This window comes from Bacillus cereus group sp. MYBK101-2 (assembly GCF_051918845.1).
Lineage (GTDB): Bacteria > Bacillota > Bacilli > Bacillales > Bacillaceae_G > Bacillus_A > Bacillus_A paranthracis.
In genome coordinates this window covers 24,978-44,370 of the sequence record NZ_JBQAIE010000012.1, presented here as the reverse complement: position 1 = coordinate 44,370, position 19,393 = coordinate 24,978, and the positions used below count along the sequence as shown (strand labels likewise).

Genomic DNA, 19,393 nt, shown 5'->3' with positions numbered 1-19,393 from the left:
ATAATTGTGTTATACTCTTGTTGGGGATTACGAGAAATATTTCATTAAATGAAAAGGATGGTATATAAATATGAGTACTGTGAATGTCCAAATTGGTTTACACGAATTATTGAACGGAAGCAATGCACAGATTCAACTAAGTGTTCCGCAATTAGTGGAAAAAGTATTAATGCGAAATGAAGGGAAATTAACTTCGACTGGTGCCGTTTCTGCTTCAACTGGAAAATATACAGGACGTTCTCCTAAAGATAAATTTATTGTGAAAGAAGCATCGGTTGCTGACAAAATTGCTTGGGGAGCTGTGAATCAACCGATTTCTGAAGAACATTTTAATAAATTATATACGAAAGTTTTAGAATACTTAAAAGAAAAAGAAGAGTTATTCGTCTTCAAAGGATTTGCAGGCGCGGACCGCAATTACCGCCTACCAATTCAAGTTATTAACGAATATGCATGGCACAATTTATTTGTACATCAATTATTCATTCGTCCAACTGAAGAAGAATTAACAACTCATGAATCAGAGTTCACAATTGTTTCTGCACCGAATTTCAAAGCTGATCCAGCTGTTGACGGTACAAACTCTGAAGCATTCATTATGGTTTCATTCGAAAAACGTATCGTACTAATTGGTGGTACAGAATACGCTGGAGAAATGAAAAAATCAATCTTCTCTATTATGAACTTCTTATTACCTGAACAAGATATCCTTTCTATGCATTGCTCTGCAAACGTAGGTGAAGAAGGCGACGTAGCACTATTCTTCGGTTTATCTGGAACAGGTAAAACAACATTATCTGCTGATCCAAACCGTAAATTAATCGGTGATGATGAGCATGGTTGGTCTGATAACGGTGTATTCAATATTGAAGGCGGTTGCTACGCGAAATGTGTAAACCTTTCTCACGAGAAAGAACCACAAATTTTCGATGCAATCACATTTGGATCCGTTTTAGAAAACGTTATCATTAATGACCAAACGCGTATCGCAGACTATAACGATACTACTTTAACAGAAAATACTCGTGCTGCATACCCTATGCATGCGATCGACAATATCGTACTGCCAAGTGTTGCAGGACACCCAAATACAATTATCTTCTTAACTGCTGATGCATCTGGCGTATTGCCTCCAATCAGCAAATTATCAAAAGAACAAGCTATGTACCATTTCTTAAGTGGCTACACTAGTAAACTAGCAGGAACAGAGCGCGGCGTTACATCTCCGCAAGCAACATTCTCAACTTGCTTCGGTTCACCATTCTTACCACTTGATGCATCTCGCTATGCTGAAATGCTTGGTGAAAAAATCGAGAAACACGATGCGAAAGTATTCTTAGTAAACACTGGCTGGACTGGTGGCGAATACGGCGTTGGTAAACGTATGAACTTAGGCTACACTCGTGCAATGATTCAAGCAGCATTAAACGGTGAACTTGCAAAAACTGAAACAGCTAAACATGACATCTTCGGTCTTGAAGTTCCACTTCACGTACCAGGTGTACCTGACGAAGTGTTAATGCCTGAACAAACTTGGGCTGATAAAGCTGCTTACAAAGCAAAAGCAATCGAACTTGCAAATGAATTCAAAGCTAACTTCAAAAAGTTCGACAGCGTATCTGAAGACATTATTAACTTAGGCGGCCCAATCGCTTAAGTGCAAACTTTCTGTTGGAATAACCCTTTACTCATATGAATAAGTGTCGTGTAACCGTAAAGTTTCGCGTACTCACCGACAAAACCCAATGCGGCTTAACGGTTACACACACTTACATAAAAAAGAAGCTTACGTTTTTTACGTAAGCTTCTTTCTATATCTTATATAAAGTGAAACGTTACTCTCTTCATCTGTGACTTAGTTTGTTAATTTACAGAAATTTCACTTTATATTTATTTATTTTTAGTTTTTTATGATATAATTTACATATATAGGAAGGGGTGAAACCTATGAAAAATTTTTCTCGTACAGGAAAAATTTTATTCAGTTACGGAGCGTTCCAAATGTTTTGGGGACTTGTAATGCTTAACGTTAATTTATTTGAGCATACAAGTGAAACGATAAAATATATTATTCTAATTACCGGAATAGTTTTTTGTATTATATCCAACTTTTTTAAAGAACATAAAAGTCATACTATTACGTGATTTTATGTTAACTTATTGGAAGCAGAAACCTGTATTTTATGAAAAGTTTCGCTTCCTATTGTACTATTCATCGCCGGATCCCTTATTCCAGGGTAAATTCATTTTTACACATATAACTTACGGATATATCCCTCGCTAGATCCTCTATTCCATCTAAAAAGAGGCTTTTTATCTTTTGGTTAGTTCCTTTTCATCTTTCATACTATAATAACCTAAGTTAACGACGATTAAAAAATAACCGCCCATAATCCCTACTGCAAATGCCCACATAACCATATGGTGCTCAATTTCGTACATAATAATAGCGCCCAAAATAGCAGCCGCAAAACGATTAAACATACCGAGCGTCGGTGCTTTCGTTTTCTTTACGATACTATCTCCAAGCTTCTCAATTCGTCTCCCTAAAAGCCACACGCAATACATACTTACAATAAGTCCAATTCCTGCACCTAAAAAATGTGCTGAAAACGGTGTTACCATCCAGCCTAGCAAAAGAAAACCTAGTATATAATACGATTGAATTTTAAACGACCTTAACGACATACTAATCATGCTGTTCTCCTCTTCTTCAGTAATTTTTATCTATCCAACAAAAGACTTCTTTCAAGTTCATACTACTTAAACCCATTTCACTCAAATAAAAAACAACATAAACGGTATGTTTATGTTGTTTAAATGTTTTTAGAAAATAATATTATACAAGATTTTAAACATCATATTTTCATAATTTGTGACGTTTTTTCAAACATTTTTCGTCCATTTATGAAAAAATTGATATCAATCTATGAACATACGGATATGATGTAATAAGTACACAAATAAAGGGGGCGTCTAATGATTTATTTTTTAATGGCTCTCATTCACCTCATTATCCCTGCACTTATTGGACTTTCATTGTATTGGTACACGAAAAACCATAGTATTTTCTACGCTGTCCTCGGTGTCCTTCTTCCGGGTATTATTCTTATCACACTCTTCCGTATTCCATTTTTAAACTTAATTCCTCTTATTACTGCTATCTTATTTCTCATCTTCTTACCAAAAATAAAAAAATAGGAAAGCAGATCATAGGTGATCTGTTTTCCTATTTTGATATAGGTTCCCCTGCAGTAGAATGCACTTTTACTTTCTCCGATTTCACAAACCATAAACCGAAGAAAATAATAATTCCACCGATTATTTGTTGAAACGATACATATTCATTTGCCCATACAGCTGCAAATAAAACAGCTACAAGTGGCGTTATATACATATATACCATCGTATGTGACGCTCCAATTTTTTGTACACCAACATACCACATCACTAAACCAAATACTGTTACAAAGAAAATAGAATATAGTAAAGCGAATAGTGTTATTCCATGTGTAATGTGAAATGGCATTATAAATACGTATGGTCCACTTAAAAGCAAGAGTGGAATAGCGCCAACTAGTGCTGACCATGCGGTAACACGTAGCGCTGAATATTTTTTAATTAATGGACTTGCTAAAACAGGATAAAGCCCCCAACATATTGATGTAATGAGTCCAATCCCATTTCCATAAAAGGAACTAACAAGTGAATGTCCCGCTGCTAAAACTAATGCTGCACCACAAAAAGCAACGATAGAACCGATAAGCTTTCGAGAAGAAAACTTTTCTTGTTTCAAGAAAATCGCAAATACAGTTGTAAAAATAGGTGAAATAGAAATGAGTAAAGAGGCATTGGTAGCGGATGTATATTTAACAGTTTCCATAAATAACGTTTGATACAGTACAATACCTACAACGCTAACGATAATTAATCTAGGTATATCTTTTCTCTCCATATAAACCGACTTCTCAATAAAAAATGTAAGGAGTAACATAAGCGGTGCCGCCGATATCATCCGAAGTGCAGTAAACTCAATTGCTGTAAATTCTAAAAGTCCATATTTCGCAATCGTAAAATTAATCCCCCAAATAATAACGACTGCTAAAATTAATAACTCAATTCCCCATCTTCTCATGCGTATCCCCTCCGCAAAAACAATTATACAGAAAATTCAATCATATGTACATTTCATTATGTGAAAAAATCTTTGTATTGTATGAAACGTTTTGGTGCATGAAATTATATCAGCGATTTTCTGAATATATCAGCGCAACTCGAATTATATCAGCGATTTTCAAAATATATCGGCGCAACTCGAATTATATCAGCGATTTTTTAAATATATCGACTTATCAACAAAAAACGACAATAATAGCGACTTATACAATAAAAAAGGTGGTTCCAAAATACGTTTTGGAACCACCTTTTTTTACTACACTCGAACGTGTAACTTCATATTTGGATTATAAAACTGGCTCGGGCTCTTCAGCTGAAACGTCCCTCCACCTTCATGCCAATCAACTGTTAACTTATCATCCATAAATACAAGCTTTGTGCGATCTGCGATAAAATTCATTGTGCTAGATTCGATATCCACATCGCGCTCATCTTTTTCTGCTACAGCTACTAAATCGATAATTCCGCTCATTACACAACCGCAACCTTCATTATCGTAAAATAACTTTATATATTTCGCTTCATTTGGAATCGTATCCATAATTTTTTTATATGCTGCTTCTGTTACAGTAACGTACATATGTTAATGTTCATCCTCTCTCGTATCCTTCATATATTGTACCACCATTTTTCTTTAAAAATATATACAGAAAATTATGAACAATATACAATGTATGTAGTAAGTGAAAGAAACATTGATGTATGATTGGTTTAAAGAGAATTTTGAAGTGGATGTTACTTTGGTTCCACAGGAAAAATGGTGGTTATAAATTTTTAAAGAGATAGCTAATTTAGCTATCTCTTTTTACTAAACTTAAAATAGAAAAAAATTCGATATATAATACACTTTCACCCTACTGTTAAAATCTAGACACACAATACAATCAACCACACAAAAATATAGAATTCCTAATATACATATAGTAGTTCTATTTTAAAAACTAGATTTTCAAAATATAGAAAGGAGAACATACATGTACCCACGTAATTGTTTTAGTTGCGATGGCAGACGCCCCAGTGGTTCTAACGGGAATACTGGACCCACTGGCATCACCGGACCTACCGGCATCACCGGACCTACCGGCATCACTGGACCTTCTGGCATCACCGGATCCACTGGCATCACTGGACCTACCGGCATCACCGGACCCACCGGCATCACCGGACCCACCGGCATCACCGGACCCACTGGAGCTACCGGCGCTACTGGGGGTACAGGAGCTGGTTTACAAAGTACTACCGCCTTTAGTCTTGCAGCCGCTCCAAACTATAAAGCCGGACAAGTTGTTACTTATACGAGCAGCGGCTATGTTGTAAAAAAGGATGCACCTCAAGGATTTCCTAATGTATCTCCAGATTATATTGTCTTAGTAGAAAGTGGGGCTACTGGAAGCACCGGACCTACCGGGAATACTGGATCCACTGGGAATACCGGATCTACTGGAAGCACCGGACCTTCTGGGAACACCGGATCTACTGGAAGCACCGGATCTCCTGGAAGCACTGGACCCACTGGCATCACTGGATCTACTGGCATCACCGGACCCACTGGCATCACCGGATCTACCGGAAGCACTGGACCCACTGGGAACACCGGATCTACTGGAAGCACTGGACCCACTGGGAACACCGGATCTACTGGAAGCACTGGACCCACTGGGAACACCGGATCTACTGGAAGCACCGGATCTACTGGAAGCACTGGATCTACTGGAAGCACTGGACCCACTGGGAACACCGGATCTACTGGAAGCACTGGACCTTCTGGTATCACCGGATCTACCGGAAGCACTGGACCCACCGGCATCACTGGACCTACCGGCATCACTGGAAGTACTGGACCCACTGGATCCGCTGGTAGTGCTTCAGCAAAAAGTATTGTGTTTCAAGGAACAAATGCTGGTTTTCAACGTATAGCCGGATCTCCTGGAATTGACTCCAATGTTATTCCGTATGTCACTGCTGGGACCGGTAGCATAGTTGGCTTTGCTGCGTCTATAAATGTAAATAACTTACCTGCTGCTGTTTATACGATTAATATTTGCAGGAATGTCCCTACAAACCTCACCGCTCCTACTTCCAGTTACATTCTAACTACTATTACTTTAACTACCACAGACAAAATTACCGGAACTATAGTATTTTCCATTAAACCGACGGATACTGGATCGGGACAAATTCAAGTGTTTAATCCTACTCCGGCAGTAGGTCCCGCTACTGTAACTTGGACTAGCATTACAACTGGAAATCCCGTTTCAAGAGGGGATGCTATATCCCTTTATATTAACCCTGGAATTACTGCGAGTGCTGTATATTCTATTTTCCTAATCACTGATCTATAAACTCACACTTAAAACCATTTATTCCACAAAAAAGACCCGAGATTCGGGTTAACAAATAACAGACAAGTTCATTATATACTTTCACTGCAAAATAACTATATTTCGGATTTTATTTTCCATATACTGCACTAATAGTGTGAACAATTTTGAATTTTTATTCCAAAAAAAGGGAGTTCACTCTCAAATAAGTGATCTCCCTTTTTAAAATAACTTTTCATGATATCGGCAATACAACCTTCACCGTCGTTCCAACCCCAACTTCACTTTCAAAACTCATTTTACCGTTGTGATCTTTAATAATTTTTTCTGTAACTACTAAGCCTAAACCTGTTCCCGTTTCTTTTGTTGTGTAAAAGGCTTCATTTAGCTTCGGGATTTTGTCTTTTGGAATGCCGCAACCTTCATCCTTAACTTGAACAACGATTGCATCTTCTACAGTCACTTTAATCGTAATCGTTCCGCCAACTGACATTGCTTCAATCGCATTTTTAATTAAATTAAAAAACACTTGTTTTAATCGTTTTTCATCGCATGTAATCGATGGTATGTCTTTACTATAAATACCTTGTATGTGCACACCTTGATTTAAAGCAGGCTTCCCCATAACTCGAATAACATAAGCGATAATTTCTTCTATATTATGAACTTCTGATTCTATTGATTTAGATTTCTCAAATCCACTAAGTTCTGTAGCGATTGTATGAATTCGTTCTACTTCTTGTTTCATAATATCACTATATATTTTATCCTCTGGATATTTAACCGCTTGCTTATTTACAAATTTATCTAAATTAGCTAAAGGTCTTTTAATTTTGGAACCAATAACCGTAGCCATTTTCCCAACAGTTGCTAACTTTTCTGTTTGTTGTATTTCTTTATTCATCATCTCAAGCGTACGAACGTAAGATTGGAACCTTAAAAACATAATCCAACATATGATAGTAAATACGCTATATAATGCCATCGGGATTAAAACGAGTGATGAGTGAATCATGATTCCTATAAGAGCATATTTTCCAACAAGTATGCTCGGAACTAACCAAAAATATCTTTTATTCACAAAAAGTGGGGCAAATAAAATAAAAAATCCTTCTACTATATTTCCACCATCAAACTCAGCATCACTACCGTAGTAAATCATAATATTATGGATAAAATCTAATAGATTATATCCAATTAGAATAATATACTTTACTGCAAATGGATTTTTCCATTTCATAAAGTATATTCCAATGCAAAATAAAACCACCATCAGAAAATAAAGCCATAAACCTAAACCATCTTCAAATTGTCCTACTCCTTCTTGCTCTCCTCCTATTAAAGGTACAACAAATTCGTAGGCAAGATCGTATACAAAAAATATAATGAAAAATAAACTTAAATATATTTTCAGCGCCTTCATTTCTTCATTTTTAAATATATCGTCTTTATTCATATGGTAACTCCTAGCTTTTCTCCCACTTGTATTTCATTATTTCCACACTTTTTTGGAAGAATAATATCTATTCTCGTTCCCTTATCTCTTTCACTTGAAATATGTAACGTACCAAGGTGTTCGTTGACAATTCGATCTGCTACCGTAAGTCCCAAACCAATTTTATCCTGTTTTGTTGTATAAAAAGCTTCTGTAACACGAGCCAAATTTTCTTTCTTAATACCGTAACCATTATCGATTACACTTAATATTACATAATCTTGTCCTTTATTTTCTAATCGTAACTCTAATGTGCCACCTTGCTCCATTGCCTCCAGAGCATTTTTTATGACATATAGAAAGACTCCTCTTATTTTTCGCTCATCACATTCAACTTCTATTATCTTTTCTTCGATATTAGACATAAGCTGGACAGTAGATTCATTCATTTTTTCTCGAAGAATTGCTACTGCTTGTAATGCAATTTCACCTATATTATGTTTTTTATAAATAGAGGGTTTACATGTAGCAACTTCCATCAATTCACTTATCATATTATTCATATTTTCTATTTCAAAAATCATCTGTTTATAAATAGGGTCCTCTTCATGCTTCTCTCGTTGTAATTGCGTAAACCCTTTCAATGAAGCAAGTGGATTTTTAATTTCATGTCCCACTGTCGCTGCCATCTTTCCGATTACTGCTAATTTTTGTGATTCACTAGCAATCTTAATACTTTCCTTTACCGCTGAAAGGTATTGTATAAATCGATTTAAAATAATGTATGCTGCTATTAATACGAGTGTATACATAATGAGGAACATAAATCCTTTTACTTCTTTTAATACAAATAAGTAAATTACATATTTCCCTACAATAGTTGAAAGTAAAAACACAAAATATTTTTTATTTAAAAATATAGGTACAAAGAAGATGAAAATAATTTCTATTATATTTCCCCCATCAAATGCCGCCTCATTATAAAGCATATACGAAAATATGTTAGCAATTTCTATTCCTATGTATGCAAATACACATGCATATTTCACAAAATTCACTTTCTCTTTTTTTATTAAATATACATTTACACCGAGTATTGCAGTTCCGCAAATAACTTGCCATAGTATGCTATGTCCCTTATCCGTTAGTGATTTATTTTCTAATACGATTGCATAGAAAATTTGGTATGAAACAACAATGACGTATAGCACCCACAAAAAGATTTTGGCATTCCTTTCTTCTTCTTTATATGATAGAAAACTTTCTTTCACTTCAACACCCCTTCAACATAATATCTCTAAGAATACCATTTATTATAATAAATGATTTTCTTATACAAACAAAGATAAATCGAACATTTGAGGAAAATCACCCCAAAAGAACAAGCAGATACTCTCATTAATCAAATGTATGCCAATCTCCCTAAATTTTTAAATGATGTATCTTTATCATTTTTTAATAGAAACTTAGGATCCGCTACGTTAGAATGGTTTTCTTATCTCGGTATGCAGTCTGCTTCCTATGCCCTCATCAAAATATTGCAAGCAGCTGCAAATGAAGATGTAACGAAAGATTTAAGTAAAATTAACGTGCCAACAAAAATATTCCACGGTATTCACGATCAACTTATCCCATACAAAAGCGCTGAACTTACGCAAAAGCGGATTAAAAATTCTCAGTTACATCCTCTCACCAATAGTGGTCACGGCTCCCCAATCGATCAAGCGGATGAATTAAACGAAGAACTTATAAAGTTTTTGCATTCATAAAAACCTATGCCAAATCGTATCGATAGGAACGTAGTTTTCAAAAACGTTAAAATTCACACATTTCTCACAAATCAACTGATAAAACGATTACATTTTCATTTATACTAAATGTACAGGTAATACTCCCTAAACCCAGCTTGTCTGGTTACCCCGTTAAATACTATAAAAAAGAACTTGTATCGTTATACAAGTTCTTTTTGTTTCTTTTACTTAAAGAGGATATCTTTACTATATTGATTTCCGACGAGTAAATCATATTGGAGCATTTTATATTGCTCTAACATTTCTTTTTGTTTCTTTGTTAAATCATTGATTACTTCTCCATTTTTATCAATTTTTAATTCATCTCTAAGCACCGGTATTTCCTTGTAAAATGCCGATAAAAATTGATAAAATAAAGATTTATTTAATCCTGCATAATCAAAAATAAGATTAGAAAAATAAATTGGACTTACTACACCTAAATTATCATTTGGCATATCAAAGTTTGCGTACATTAATAGCGGCGTTTGGGCCATCGCTAAACGTTCGCTCGGTGTTTTTTCATTCGTTATATACCCATTCTCTTTATAAAAAGATTTATTTGTTCCTAATGATGGAAGATGATCTCCAAAGAATACTAATAATGTAGGTCTATCTAAATTATCTAGTTGCTCTATTAAATATTGAAGGGCCTCATCTGAACGTCTTAACCCTTCTGTATACGTTTCTAATTCTCCCTTTGATTCTTCATTTTCTAGCCCGCTAATTTCTATTAGGTTTTCACCAAATCGGCCCTCTGTAAATGGAAAATGATTTTGCATCGTAACTGCATGAATAAATGTAGGTTGTTTTTGTTTCTCTAACTCAGCAATTATCTCTTTACTCATCGCTAAATCACTAATATAATCTCCATCAACATCTACATTTTCCATCGTATCAGCTGCATTAAATTTATCAAATCCTAACACCTTATATACATCATCACGTTTAAAGAATGTGCGACCAAATGAATGAATTGCACTTGTGTAATACCCTTCTTTTTTCAACGCCGTAGGGATTGATGGAATTTCTTTCTTATTTGTAATAACCTGCTGATATGGTATAGAACCTGGCTTTAACAAACTCATTGAATAACTCGTTAATGCCTCAAATTCAACGTTCGCCGTATTTCCCCCAAATGTAGGAGAAATAGTTTGTCCACCAGGAAAGTTTTCTATATAATGATGTAAATTTGGTACAGGATCTTCACTAAAAGAAAGGTTAGTTGCTTTCGTCGGATCCCAAAACGATTCACTCATTACAAAAATAATATTCGGTTTCTCTTTTTTCTTTTGGCTCCCTATATTTCCACTATATTGTTTTTTTATATCGTTTGCTATTTGAAGCATATTTTCTTTAGAATAATTTTTTGGTTTTTCCATAACTGTTGTATCTAAATTGCTAATAAACCCAAGTACAAAACCATTTGAAGCATAGTTCTCATTTTGATCCCACAAAACAAAATCTACACCTGATTTTTGAAATACTTTATTCATAAATGTGTTCGCAAAATTACCGTACGCATATAGAACAAAAATAGAACCTACTACTAATAAGGCTCTTATTCCTAGATGAGTCTTTACATTTTGAATATACCTTCTCATATATATCCCTGCTACAATACAAGCCACGATACTTAAGATAATGACAAAAATATAACTCCAGCTAAAATAGTCCATCACCATCGGTATAACAGATTGCATATGCATAATTTGTGTGAAATCAGAAGGATACAGCGGATCACCTCTAAAAATAAGCTTTAAATAATTCACAATACCTAAAATGACTAACGTACAGCTCGTTAAAATCATACTTAGAAAAACCTTGCCTATTAAATTATAAACAAGAATGTATATTGCATAAATTGCTACAAAACTTAATATAAACTGCATGTTATACAAGTAAATCCAATTCATTGCCTCTATAAAACTCATATTAACTTGCATGACAATATAAAATAACGCTACTGTATGAGCTAGTAAAAATAATACAAAATGCACTCGTAGGGATGCCCTAAGTGTAGACATCTCTTTTTTATTAAAATGTGAAATATAAAATGTTATGCCCCATATGAAAATCATCATAACAATTAAAACAAGATTTTGATTTAAATGAGCTTTCATTATGTCTAAATTAAAAACCTTTAAAAGCATAAACAGCATAGTTATTACTAATAAAGTCACCATACTACTTATAATGCTAGAAATTAATATATTTCTTTTTGGAAGATCAAAAAGTGTAGAACCATACTTCAATTCATTCCCTCGTTTCTATGTCTTAATTTCCCCCGCATCGAAAGAACTATTTCTATTAAAATAACATATATGACATATTTCGTCTGCATACTTGCTTCTATCATAAATGTATTGTCTTAATATTCCCTTAATAAACATTTAAATTATGCCATACAAATTACTCATTCTTGAAAAACTTAATTTCAGCATTCCACTTTATGATATAATAACTATGTTTTGGAAATCCTTAATACTATTAAAGATTTCACATGAAAATACGAAAGAATTAATAAAAAAGGAGTTGCTCATTTTTGCTTACTAAGTTTAAGAGTTTGCCTAAAGCGGTATATGCAATTTTGGCGCTTTCTTTCCTGTTGCACGTTTTTTGTTTAGTAAAACAGCCAGGATTAGATGGAGAGTTAGTCAAAGTAACATATGGTGCAAATGATGCCTTTAACTATTCGTTAACAGCTGAACAACTATTAAAACATGGTGTATTTGGTTATGTGTATTTAGAACCTAGTGAAGTTCCAGGGAAAAATGCATATATCACACCAGGTCAGCCATTACTATTAGCTGGCGCTATGATTATTTCTGATATTACATCAATTCCTTACTATTACGTAGCAACTGTTATTAACATGATTATGAACCTATGCACAGTGCTATTAGTATTCTTAATAGGAAAAGAATTGTTCGAAAAAAACATTTATGGAATTGTTGCAAGTATTTTATATGCTATTTATCCAAGTAACTATACATACTTCCGTACATTGCTAACAGAAGTTCCATCCATATTCTTATTAGCGTTATGTGTATATGTATTTGTTCTCGCATGGAAATACAATAAAGTGAAATTCCATATATGGTTTGGAATTGTCGTTTCAATTTTACTTATGTTCCGTCCAAATCCAGCTCCAATGATGCTCATTCCTGTTCTTGTTGTATTATTTACATATGGATTTAAAGACTCCATTCGAATCGGATTGTTATGGTTTATCGGACCTTTCTTTATTATTGGTGCATGGGTTGTTCGTAACTATTTAGCACTCAACCAATTTATTTTATTCTCAACCCAAGGTGCTGATCCACTAATTGCCGGTGCTGATCCATTTAATAAAATTGGATATGAAAATATAGTAAATGAAATGAGAGCCAAAGGCCTAGATGACAAAGGGGCATACGCAAAAGAATTAATCAAGAACGGCTTTAAGACGGACTTCACTTATTGGTTCTCTTGGTTCACTGTCGGTAAAACAATTGAATTATTCAAAACAGCTCCTGCTGTAGACCAATACCGTATTCACAACTTTATGCAACTATGTCATAGAGTGTTTATCATCGGTACATTCTTGAGCAGCTTCTGCTTCATGCTAAATTCATTTAAACATAAACGCGTTATGATGCTAGTAGCAAGTTCTATTATTTACATTATCTTCTCAAACTTATTCTTAGCAATTAATCGCTATGGATTTTTCATTAATCCCCTTATGTGCTTAATTCTTGCATACGGATTAATTCACATTGTGCAGAAGCTTCCATTCTTCCGCACGAACCAAGCATAATAAGAAAGAGGTCGTCCAACGGTGGACGACCTCTTTCTTATTACCCCACACTTTGCAAACAGCCAATTTGTCCATTCTGTAATCACACTTTAATTCCGTATGTATGTGTTTCTATATTTGTCAAAATATCTTTCACAATACTACTCACTATTTTACTTATAAATGCAAGTTTTTTACAACTATTGCTATAACGAAAAAATCCTGCCACAAGACAGGTTCTTTTCGTTATTTTATGATAAAAGAAAAAATCCTTAGCATGTGTATTATATAAAAGGAAACAGCCATATTTTCCATACGATACATACGAGTACAATAACTACAAAATCAAAAAAATCTAATCTCGGACCCTTTTTCATATTCATCTCTAGCCACATATGAAGCCATTTTATTTTTGTGTATTTTTGGATGTTTTTCTTTGCAAATCGGTAAACGAGTACTTGCATAATAAAAAATCCGACTACAAAAATGAACAAGAAAATGAGAAAATCGACCACAAAATTCCTCCCTATTTTTGCAGCGATTTTTCTACGATATGATTTTTCAAAACCCACTCTTCAAATTGAGCACTTCCAAATTCCCAACTAAGATCACGAGCATGTACAGAAAAAACGTAATAACCAGCATATTCGTCCATAAATTTCCCCGTCTCAATCCCATCTTTCTGAAGACCATATGCTCCAAAATTAAAATATACATCCCACACGTCTTCATTCTTCCGCTTATAAGCAATCGATTCCATATCACATTCTGTTCCGAAATAATCCAGATGTAAATGTACGCTATCATCATATTCGTACTCCATTTTATCACCCCTTATATTTGTACTTCTTTATCCCCCAAAAAATTCCTGCTATCTACACTCACATGTGGGCACTTACCTACATATCATGCTTGTAGAGTGACTTCTAGGAGGTGTTATATAGTGAAAAAATTAATAGCTGTTTTTTGTATCATGTTACTAGCTGTCTTCACACTTGTTGCTTGCAGTAGTAAAAAAGAAGATACGAAAGAACAAACTCAAAATGTTCGAGTCGGCGAAGTTACCCACTCTCTCTTCTATGCCCCGTTATATGTCGGGATTGAAAAAGGATTTTTTAAAGAGGAAGGATTACATGTTGACCTCCAAACAACAGCTGGAGGAGATAAAACGATGACTGCCTTATTATCTGGCGGGATTGATATTGCTCTCGTCGGTTCTGAAACGTCCATTTACGTTCATCAACAAGGCGCAAAAGACCCCGTCATTAACTTCGCACAACTTACACAAACAGATGGAACATTTTTAGTTTCGCGTAAAAAATTAGACTCTTTTAATTGGAATGACGTAAAAGGTGTTACGTTTTTAGGACAGCGTAAAGGCGGTATGCCGCAAATGGTTGGAGAATACGTTTTAAAGAAAAATGGCATTGACCCTCACAAAGATACAAACTTAATTCAAAACATCGAATTTGCTAATATTGCAAATGCCTACGCATCTGGTACGGGAGAATTTGTACAGCTTTTTGAACCGACTGCAAGTATATTCGAAAAAGAAGGAAAAGGATATATCGTCGCTTCGTTCGGAAATGAATCTGGTACTGTTCCATATACATCGTTCATGGCAAAGGAAAGTTTCTTAAAGAAAGATAAAGCTGCTGCTGAAAAATTCACACGGGCGCTGTATAAAGCACAACAATGGGTTGATACTCATAGCCCTGAAGAGATTGCTGATGCCGTTTCTCCGTTATTTAAAGACACTTCAAAAGACATTACAGTAAAAGTAATTGAACGGTATAAAAAGCAACATTCTTATGCGACAAATCCGCTATTAGATGCTGAAGAATGGAAACAGCTCCAAACGATTATGAAAGACGCTGGCGAATTACAAAAAGAAGTTCCACATGAAGCGCTCGTCAATACAAAAATTGCCGAAAGCGTTATTAAGAAATAGAGGCGAAGTGTATGAGTTTTTTACAAATACGTAACGTTTCTCACTGCTTTTTCGCAAAAGAGAATGCCAAATTGATTCTTGAAGATATGAGTTTACAAGTGGAAGAAGGCGAATTCATTTCGATACTCGGTCCAAGTGGTTGTGGCAAAACGACACTCCTCTCCATTATTGCTGGGCTGCTTGATCCAATTGAAGGTATCGTCTTTTTAGATGGTGAGCCCATTACAACGAAAACTTCATCTATGGGATATATGTTGCAGCAAGACTACTTGTTCCCTTGGAAGACAATTGAAGAAAATATTATGCTTGGACTTCATATCCGAAACATTTATGATGAACAGACGAAAGAACATACTTTACAGCTTTTAAAGCAAGTCGGTCTACATGATGTAGAGCAGCAATACCCTCGTGAACTATCCGGTGGTATGCGTCAACGTGCCGCTCTCGTTCGAACGTTAGCGACCGATCCGAAAATTTTATTGCTAGATGAACCCTTCTCGGCGCTCGATTATCAAACGAAATTGAAACTAGAAGATCTCGTTTTCAGCTTATTACGCAAATATAAGAAAACGTCACTACTCGTGACACATGATATTGAAGAAGCCATTGCGATGAGTGATCGTATTTATTTACTACAAGCGAACCCTGGAAAAATTGCAAAAACATTTATCGTCCCAGAAAGCATCCGTTCCTTATCACCGTTACAATCACGCCACCACCATGACTTCCCATCCCTCTTCCAAAATATATGGAAGGAGCTGGAGCGACTTGGATAATATAAAGCAACTACATGAACAGTTTCGGAAAAAAGAACGCAGGCGCGCATGGTTAGCACGGTCTTTACAGCTTTTACTGCTCATTCTTTTCTTTGCACTATGGGAGATAGCTAGCAAAAAGGAATGGATTGACCCTTTACTCTTTAGCTCTCCTTCAAGCATTTGGGAGCTCTTCCTTAGTAAATGGCTTGACGGTTCGCTTTTGGTCCACATATGGACGACATTACTTGAAACGGGAGTAGGCTTCATTCTTGGAACAGTGCTCGGGGCCATTATTGCTACTTTCCTTTGGTGGATACCACTTCTCGCCCGCGTACTCGATCCATATCTCGTCGTCCTAAACGCCATGCCAAAAGTGGCACTTGGTCCGATTATCATTGTAATCTTCGGCCCAAATATTTCTTCGTCAATTGCAATGGGAGTAATCATTTCTATCATCATTACCATTCTCGTTATTTACAGCGCATTTCAAGAAGTCGATTCTAACTATATAAAAGTGATGGACACATTTGGCGCAAATAAATGGCAATGTTATAAACAAGTCGTTCTCCCTGCATCTTTCCCAGCCATTATTTCAACGTTAAAAGTGAACGTTGGATTATCGTGGGTCGGTGTTATATTCGGCGAACTTCTCGTCTCTAAACAAGGCCTTGGCTACTTAATTAGCTACGGATTCCAAGTATTTAATTTCACACTTGTCTTACTAAGCGTACTACTCACATGCGTCCTCGCAACACTTATGTATGTGTTTGTTGAGGCATTTGAAAAACTTCTAATTGGGAAACGAAAAAGAAGCTGACTTAGAGCGATAGACTATAGTCAGCTTCTTTCTTTTACTTTTTATCACACATCTTTGTTTCATTTTTAACATTTCCATCCGCAACCGTAACTGTATGGAAACAATCTTTCACACGTACTGTAACGACATTATCTTTTCGATCTATTACATGATAATCATTAAACTTTTTATCCAATGCACTACGAATTTGCTCCCCTTCAAAAATCGGAAAACCGTGAGACATTACCCAAATGAGACCAGCGACAGCAAGAATCGTTTTCATACGTTTCATTACCTCCTCGAGAGTAAACTTATAGTCCCTATAACACGCGCATTATAATTGTGTCTAAATTGTGACATTTTTATACTAATTCTATTTTATAATGGTAGTTCCTTCTTCTTTTTAACAAAAATACAGAATTTTCAATTTTATCAACATAAAAAACGTAAAGCACTACAATTCTTTACGTTTTCTTAGCTAACATATATAACCCGCATTAGTTTCCACTTCGTTGTTCTATCGTTTTCGAAACATCATATAATCCTGCCAACACTTCCGCTCTCATTTTTACAAGCTCAGGGAATTGATAGAAAAAGGCGATTTTTTTATATTTTAACTCTGTTCCTTCTTTCACCTTTTTTGAGTCTTGTAAAATAAACGCTGTAAACGTATCTGCAATATCTTCCGCTACATTTGTCGTTCCATACTGTGATACAAACTCATCATGTTTTTCTTTAAAAAATTCAATTTGCGTTTCTTCACTTTCTTCTACTTTCTTTTCTGTCCACTCCTGCTCAATAGGCTTCCAGAAAGAATTATAAAATTGATTAATATAAGAGTTTTCCTTCGCACATCCCTCTTGTAAGAAAAGATTTCCACATTTATTTCGGTACGTTGAAATATCTTTATCCTCTTCAAAATCCTTTACATAGTTTTCATCTACTGGTATTTGCTTATGCCCGAGCGTCAACACGTGAGCCGTCTCATGAATTAATGTTTTCATCACTTCATCAATATTTACCGCGGAATCAAGCGTATCTAAGCTAAGAGTCCATTCTTTCGGATTCTCTATACTAGGCATAACGTGAGCAACAACACCGTCATAACCATCCGTTATTAGATCAAATTCTGTTATATTCCCGCGATATTTAGCTGGAATAAGCGTGCGATACATATCCCATAAATCTTCATGATACCCTCTATCTTGACGTTGTTGTAACACCTCTTCTTTCGCTTCTTTATCATCAGCAAATACTTTATTTAAACGTTTCCGTTCTATTTTTTCAAAATAAGGATCTACAATTTCATCACCATCAATATAATAAGAAGCTAAAAAGAAATAATTTTCATCACCATCTTCTTTTTTCTGCTCTGCCTCTTTCATATCCGCACTTTCATGCTCTTCTATTTCATAATCTTCTACTGCTTCAAGCTCAGATAATCCATCTATTTTTTCATATACTTTTTGAAGTTTCTTATCTCCTATTTCCACACATTCTTCGTCTGTTTTACACACTTCTTTTTCTTTCACACTCTTCATAGAACTTTCGCATCCTGCTAGTAAGCCGATTGCAACGATAACCCCTACTAACTTGCCATACAGTCTCTTCATACATTCCTCCATCAATACATTCTACAAAAATATCATAATCATTTTTTAACGAATATGCGATAATAAATTATAAAAATTGTAAGGAGGTTTCCTATGATTCGGGCAGTCCTATTCGACTTAGATGGAACACTATTAGATCGTCGTCAATCTTTAGAACAATTTATTCATGATCAATATAATCGCTTTACCTCTCATTTAATAAACATAGAAAAATCCGAGTATTGTTCTCGATTTCTCGAACTAGATAATAATGGCTATACGTGGAAGGATAAAGTATATGCTACTCTCCTTTCCGAATACAACATTACTACTTTAACGCAAGAGCAACTGCTGCACGACTACATTACAAATTTTCAACATCATTGTATCCCTTTCCAAAACATGCATGAATTACTTCGACGTTTAACACAACAAAATATTAAAATTGGTATTATTACAAACGGCTTTACTGACTTTCAGATAAATAATCTTCGCGCACTAAACATACATACGTATACAAATACAATTCTCGTTTCAGAAGCGGAAGGAATTAAAAAACCGCATCCTGAAATTTTCGAAAGAGCTTTAAAAAAGCTAGATGTGAAGGCGGAAGAATGTCTTTACGTTGGGGATCATCCTGAAAATGATGTACTGGGTTCTGAACAAGTAGGAATTCTTGGTGTTTGGAAAAGAGATTCATTTTGGGGTGATTTTGAGCATTCGCGTGTGGTGGATGATTTGTTGGAGGTGCTTTCGTTTTTAGAGATAGAGACAAAAACAAGACAATAGTAAAAGG

At 35.2% G+C, this 19,393-nt stretch carries 19 protein-coding genes and 2 pseudogenes; 10 read left to right on the top strand and 11 right to left on the bottom strand.

The annotated features are described in order from the left end of the window. The first annotated feature begins 70 nt into the window (after positions 1-70). Both pckA and ACTFSI_RS20630 read left to right on the top strand, forming a co-directional pair. Positions 71-1,657, top strand: coding sequence for a phosphoenolpyruvate carboxykinase (ATP) (gene pckA / locus ACTFSI_RS20635; protein ID WP_000108802.1), 1,587 nt, complete (start codon positions 71-73; stop codon positions 1,655-1,657). 290 nt (positions 1,658-1,947) lie between these two features. Continuing rightward, positions 1,948-2,145, top strand: a complete 198-nt coding sequence (locus ACTFSI_RS20630) for a hypothetical protein (protein WP_138320911.1) — start codon at positions 1,948-1,950, stop codon at positions 2,143-2,145. A gap of 168 nt (positions 2,146-2,313) precedes the next feature. On the opposite strand, the gene ACTFSI_RS20625 is transcribed toward ACTFSI_RS20630, so the two are convergent. Next, positions 2,314-2,697, bottom strand: a complete 384-nt coding sequence (locus ACTFSI_RS20625) for an ATP synthase subunit I (protein ID WP_000624920.1) — start codon at positions 2,695-2,697, stop codon at positions 2,314-2,316. Positions 2,698-2,979: 282 nt separating this feature from the next. On the opposite strand from ACTFSI_RS20625, the gene ACTFSI_RS20620 reads away from it, so the two are divergent. Next, positions 2,980-3,201, top strand: coding sequence for a hypothetical protein (locus ACTFSI_RS20620; RefSeq protein ID WP_000639042.1), 222 nt, complete (start codon positions 2,980-2,982; stop codon positions 3,199-3,201). 28 nt (positions 3,202-3,229) lie between these two features. Here ACTFSI_RS20620 and ACTFSI_RS20615 read toward each other — a convergent pair whose 3' ends face one another. Together ACTFSI_RS20615 and ACTFSI_RS20610 are read right to left on the bottom strand one after the other, a co-directional pair. Beyond that, positions 3,230-4,135 (bottom strand): DMT family transporter, encoded by a 906-nt coding sequence (locus ACTFSI_RS20615; RefSeq protein WP_138320909.1) that lies wholly within the window; start codon positions 4,133-4,135, stop codon positions 3,230-3,232. A 297-nt stretch (positions 4,136-4,432) separates the two neighbouring features. Continuing rightward, the gene (locus ACTFSI_RS20610) at positions 4,433-4,756 is read right to left on the bottom strand and encodes an iron-sulfur cluster biosynthesis family protein (RefSeq protein ID WP_000289565.1); all 324 of its coding nucleotides are present in this window, start codon (positions 4,754-4,756) and stop codon (positions 4,433-4,435) included. A 394-nt stretch (positions 4,757-5,150) separates the two neighbouring features. On the opposite strand from ACTFSI_RS20610, the gene ACTFSI_RS20605 reads away from it, so the two are divergent. Further along, positions 5,151-6,518 (top strand): collagen-like protein, encoded by a 1,368-nt coding sequence (locus ACTFSI_RS20605; protein ID WP_440045606.1) that lies wholly within the window; start codon positions 5,151-5,153, stop codon positions 6,516-6,518. 214 nt (positions 6,519-6,732) lie between these two features. Here ACTFSI_RS20605 and ACTFSI_RS20600 read toward each other — a convergent pair whose 3' ends face one another. Beyond that, a complete protein-coding gene (locus ACTFSI_RS20600; protein ID WP_138320906.1) occupies positions 6,733-7,953 on the bottom strand; it encodes an ATP-binding protein in 1,221 nt (406 codons plus the stop codon). Beyond that, the gene (locus ACTFSI_RS20595) at positions 7,950-9,203 is read right to left on the bottom strand and encodes an ATP-binding protein (protein ID WP_070807021.1); all 1,254 of its coding nucleotides are present in this window, start codon (positions 9,201-9,203) and stop codon (positions 7,950-7,952) included. The genes ACTFSI_RS20600 and ACTFSI_RS20595 overlap by 4 nt, the downstream gene beginning before the upstream one ends. Positions 9,204-9,305: 102 nt before the next feature. Here ACTFSI_RS20595 and ACTFSI_RS20590 point away from each other — a divergent pair. Beyond that, positions 9,306-9,701, top strand: a pseudogene (locus ACTFSI_RS20590) (alpha/beta fold hydrolase); the annotation flags it as partial. A gap of 206 nt (positions 9,702-9,907) precedes the next feature. Here ACTFSI_RS20590 and ACTFSI_RS20585 read toward each other — a convergent pair. Then, positions 9,908-11,977 (bottom strand): LTA synthase family protein, encoded by a 2,070-nt coding sequence (locus tag ACTFSI_RS20585; RefSeq protein ID WP_138320904.1) that lies wholly within the window; start codon positions 11,975-11,977, stop codon positions 9,908-9,910. Positions 11,978-12,267: 290 nt separating this feature from the next. Here ACTFSI_RS20585 and ACTFSI_RS20580 point away from each other — a divergent pair, with 290 nt between their 5' ends. After that, positions 12,268-13,521 (top strand): glycosyltransferase family 39 protein, encoded by a 1,254-nt coding sequence (locus ACTFSI_RS20580; RefSeq protein WP_000956217.1) that lies wholly within the window; start codon positions 12,268-12,270, stop codon positions 13,519-13,521. An 82-nt stretch (positions 13,522-13,603) separates the two neighbouring features. Here ACTFSI_RS20580 and ACTFSI_RS20575 read toward each other — a convergent pair. The 3 genes and pseudogenes from ACTFSI_RS20575 to ACTFSI_RS20565 all read right to left on the bottom strand — a co-directional run. Then, positions 13,604-13,678, bottom strand: a pseudogene (locus ACTFSI_RS20575) (DUF2196 domain-containing protein); the annotation flags it as partial. A gap of 106 nt (positions 13,679-13,784) precedes the next feature. After that, positions 13,785-14,015, bottom strand: a complete 231-nt coding sequence (locus ACTFSI_RS20570; RefSeq protein WP_000227435.1) for a hypothetical protein — start codon at positions 14,013-14,015, stop codon at positions 13,785-13,787. A gap of 11 nt (positions 14,016-14,026) precedes the next feature. Continuing rightward, positions 14,027-14,323, bottom strand: a complete 297-nt coding sequence (locus tag ACTFSI_RS20565; protein WP_000455572.1) for a DUF3986 family protein — start codon at positions 14,321-14,323, stop codon at positions 14,027-14,029. 120 nt (positions 14,324-14,443) lie between these two features. Between ACTFSI_RS20565 and ACTFSI_RS20560 the strand changes: the two genes are divergently transcribed. From ACTFSI_RS20560 to ACTFSI_RS20550, 3 genes are read left to right on the top strand one after another with little or no spacing between them, the layout of a single operon-like run. Beyond that, positions 14,444-15,451 carry an ABC transporter substrate-binding protein gene (locus ACTFSI_RS20560; RefSeq protein ID WP_000733215.1) on the top strand — a complete coding sequence of 336 codons (1,008 nt, stop codon included), beginning with the start codon at positions 14,444-14,446 and terminating at the stop codon, positions 15,449-15,451. A gap of 11 nt (positions 15,452-15,462) precedes the next feature. After that, positions 15,463-16,227, top strand: coding sequence for an ABC transporter ATP-binding protein (locus ACTFSI_RS20555; RefSeq protein ID WP_044793592.1), 765 nt, complete (start codon positions 15,463-15,465; stop codon positions 16,225-16,227). After that, entirely contained in the window at positions 16,220-17,026 is an 807-nt protein-coding gene (locus ACTFSI_RS20550) for an ABC transporter permease (protein WP_138320902.1), read from the top strand. Before ACTFSI_RS20555 ends, ACTFSI_RS20550 begins: the two co-directional genes overlap by 8 nt. A 34-nt stretch (positions 17,027-17,060) precedes the next feature. Here ACTFSI_RS20550 and ACTFSI_RS20545 read toward each other — a convergent pair whose 3' ends face one another. Further along, on the bottom strand, positions 17,061-17,288 hold the full coding sequence (locus ACTFSI_RS20545) for a hypothetical protein (protein WP_000849109.1): 228 nt from the start codon (positions 17,286-17,288) through the stop codon (positions 17,061-17,063). Between the two features lie 214 nt (positions 17,289-17,502). Beyond that, positions 17,503-18,618 (bottom strand): hypothetical protein, encoded by a 1,116-nt coding sequence (locus tag ACTFSI_RS20540; RefSeq protein ID WP_044793594.1) that lies wholly within the window; start codon positions 18,616-18,618, stop codon positions 17,503-17,505. A 93-nt stretch (positions 18,619-18,711) separates the two neighbouring features. On the opposite strand from ACTFSI_RS20540, the gene ACTFSI_RS20535 reads away from it, so the two are divergent. Further along, on the top strand, positions 18,712-19,386 hold the full coding sequence (locus ACTFSI_RS20535) for an HAD family hydrolase (protein ID WP_000617318.1): 675 nt from the start codon (positions 18,712-18,714) through the stop codon (positions 19,384-19,386). Positions 19,387-19,393 lie beyond the last annotated feature (7 nt).

Coding starts and splice junctions, on each gene's coding strand:
- pckA (WP_000108802.1), top strand. CDS start 71: ATGAGTACTGTGAATGTCCAAATTGGTTTACACGAATTATTGAACGGA.
- ACTFSI_RS20630 (WP_138320911.1), top strand. CDS start 1,948: ATGAAAAATTTTTCTCGTACAGGAAAAATTTTATTCAGTTACGGAGCG.
- ACTFSI_RS20625 (WP_000624920.1), bottom strand. CDS start 2,697: ATGATTAGTATGTCGTTAAGGTCGTTTAAAATTCAATCGTATTATATA.
- ACTFSI_RS20620 (WP_000639042.1), top strand. CDS start 2,980: ATGATTTATTTTTTAATGGCTCTCATTCACCTCATTATCCCTGCACTT.
- ACTFSI_RS20615 (WP_138320909.1), bottom strand. CDS start 4,135: ATGAGAAGATGGGGAATTGAGTTATTAATTTTAGCAGTCGTTATTATT.
- ACTFSI_RS20610 (WP_000289565.1), bottom strand. CDS start 4,756: ATGTACGTTACTGTAACAGAAGCAGCATATAAAAAAATTATGGATACG.
- ACTFSI_RS20605 (WP_440045606.1), top strand. CDS start 5,151: ATGTACCCACGTAATTGTTTTAGTTGCGATGGCAGACGCCCCAGTGGT.
- ACTFSI_RS20600 (WP_138320906.1), bottom strand. CDS start 7,953: ATGAATAAAGACGATATATTTAAAAATGAAGAAATGAAGGCGCTGAAA.
- ACTFSI_RS20565 (WP_000455572.1), bottom strand. CDS start 14,323: ATGGAGTACGAATATGATGATAGCGTACATTTACATCTGGATTATTTC.
- ACTFSI_RS20555 (WP_044793592.1), top strand. CDS start 15,463: ATGAGTTTTTTACAAATACGTAACGTTTCTCACTGCTTTTTCGCAAAA.
- ACTFSI_RS20545 (WP_000849109.1), bottom strand. CDS start 17,288: ATGAAAACGATTCTTGCTGTCGCTGGTCTCATTTGGGTAATGTCTCAC.
- ACTFSI_RS20540 (WP_044793594.1), bottom strand. CDS start 18,618: ATGAAGAGACTGTATGGCAAGTTAGTAGGGGTTATCGTTGCAATCGGC.
- ACTFSI_RS20535 (WP_000617318.1), top strand. CDS start 18,712: ATGATTCGGGCAGTCCTATTCGACTTAGATGGAACACTATTAGATCGT.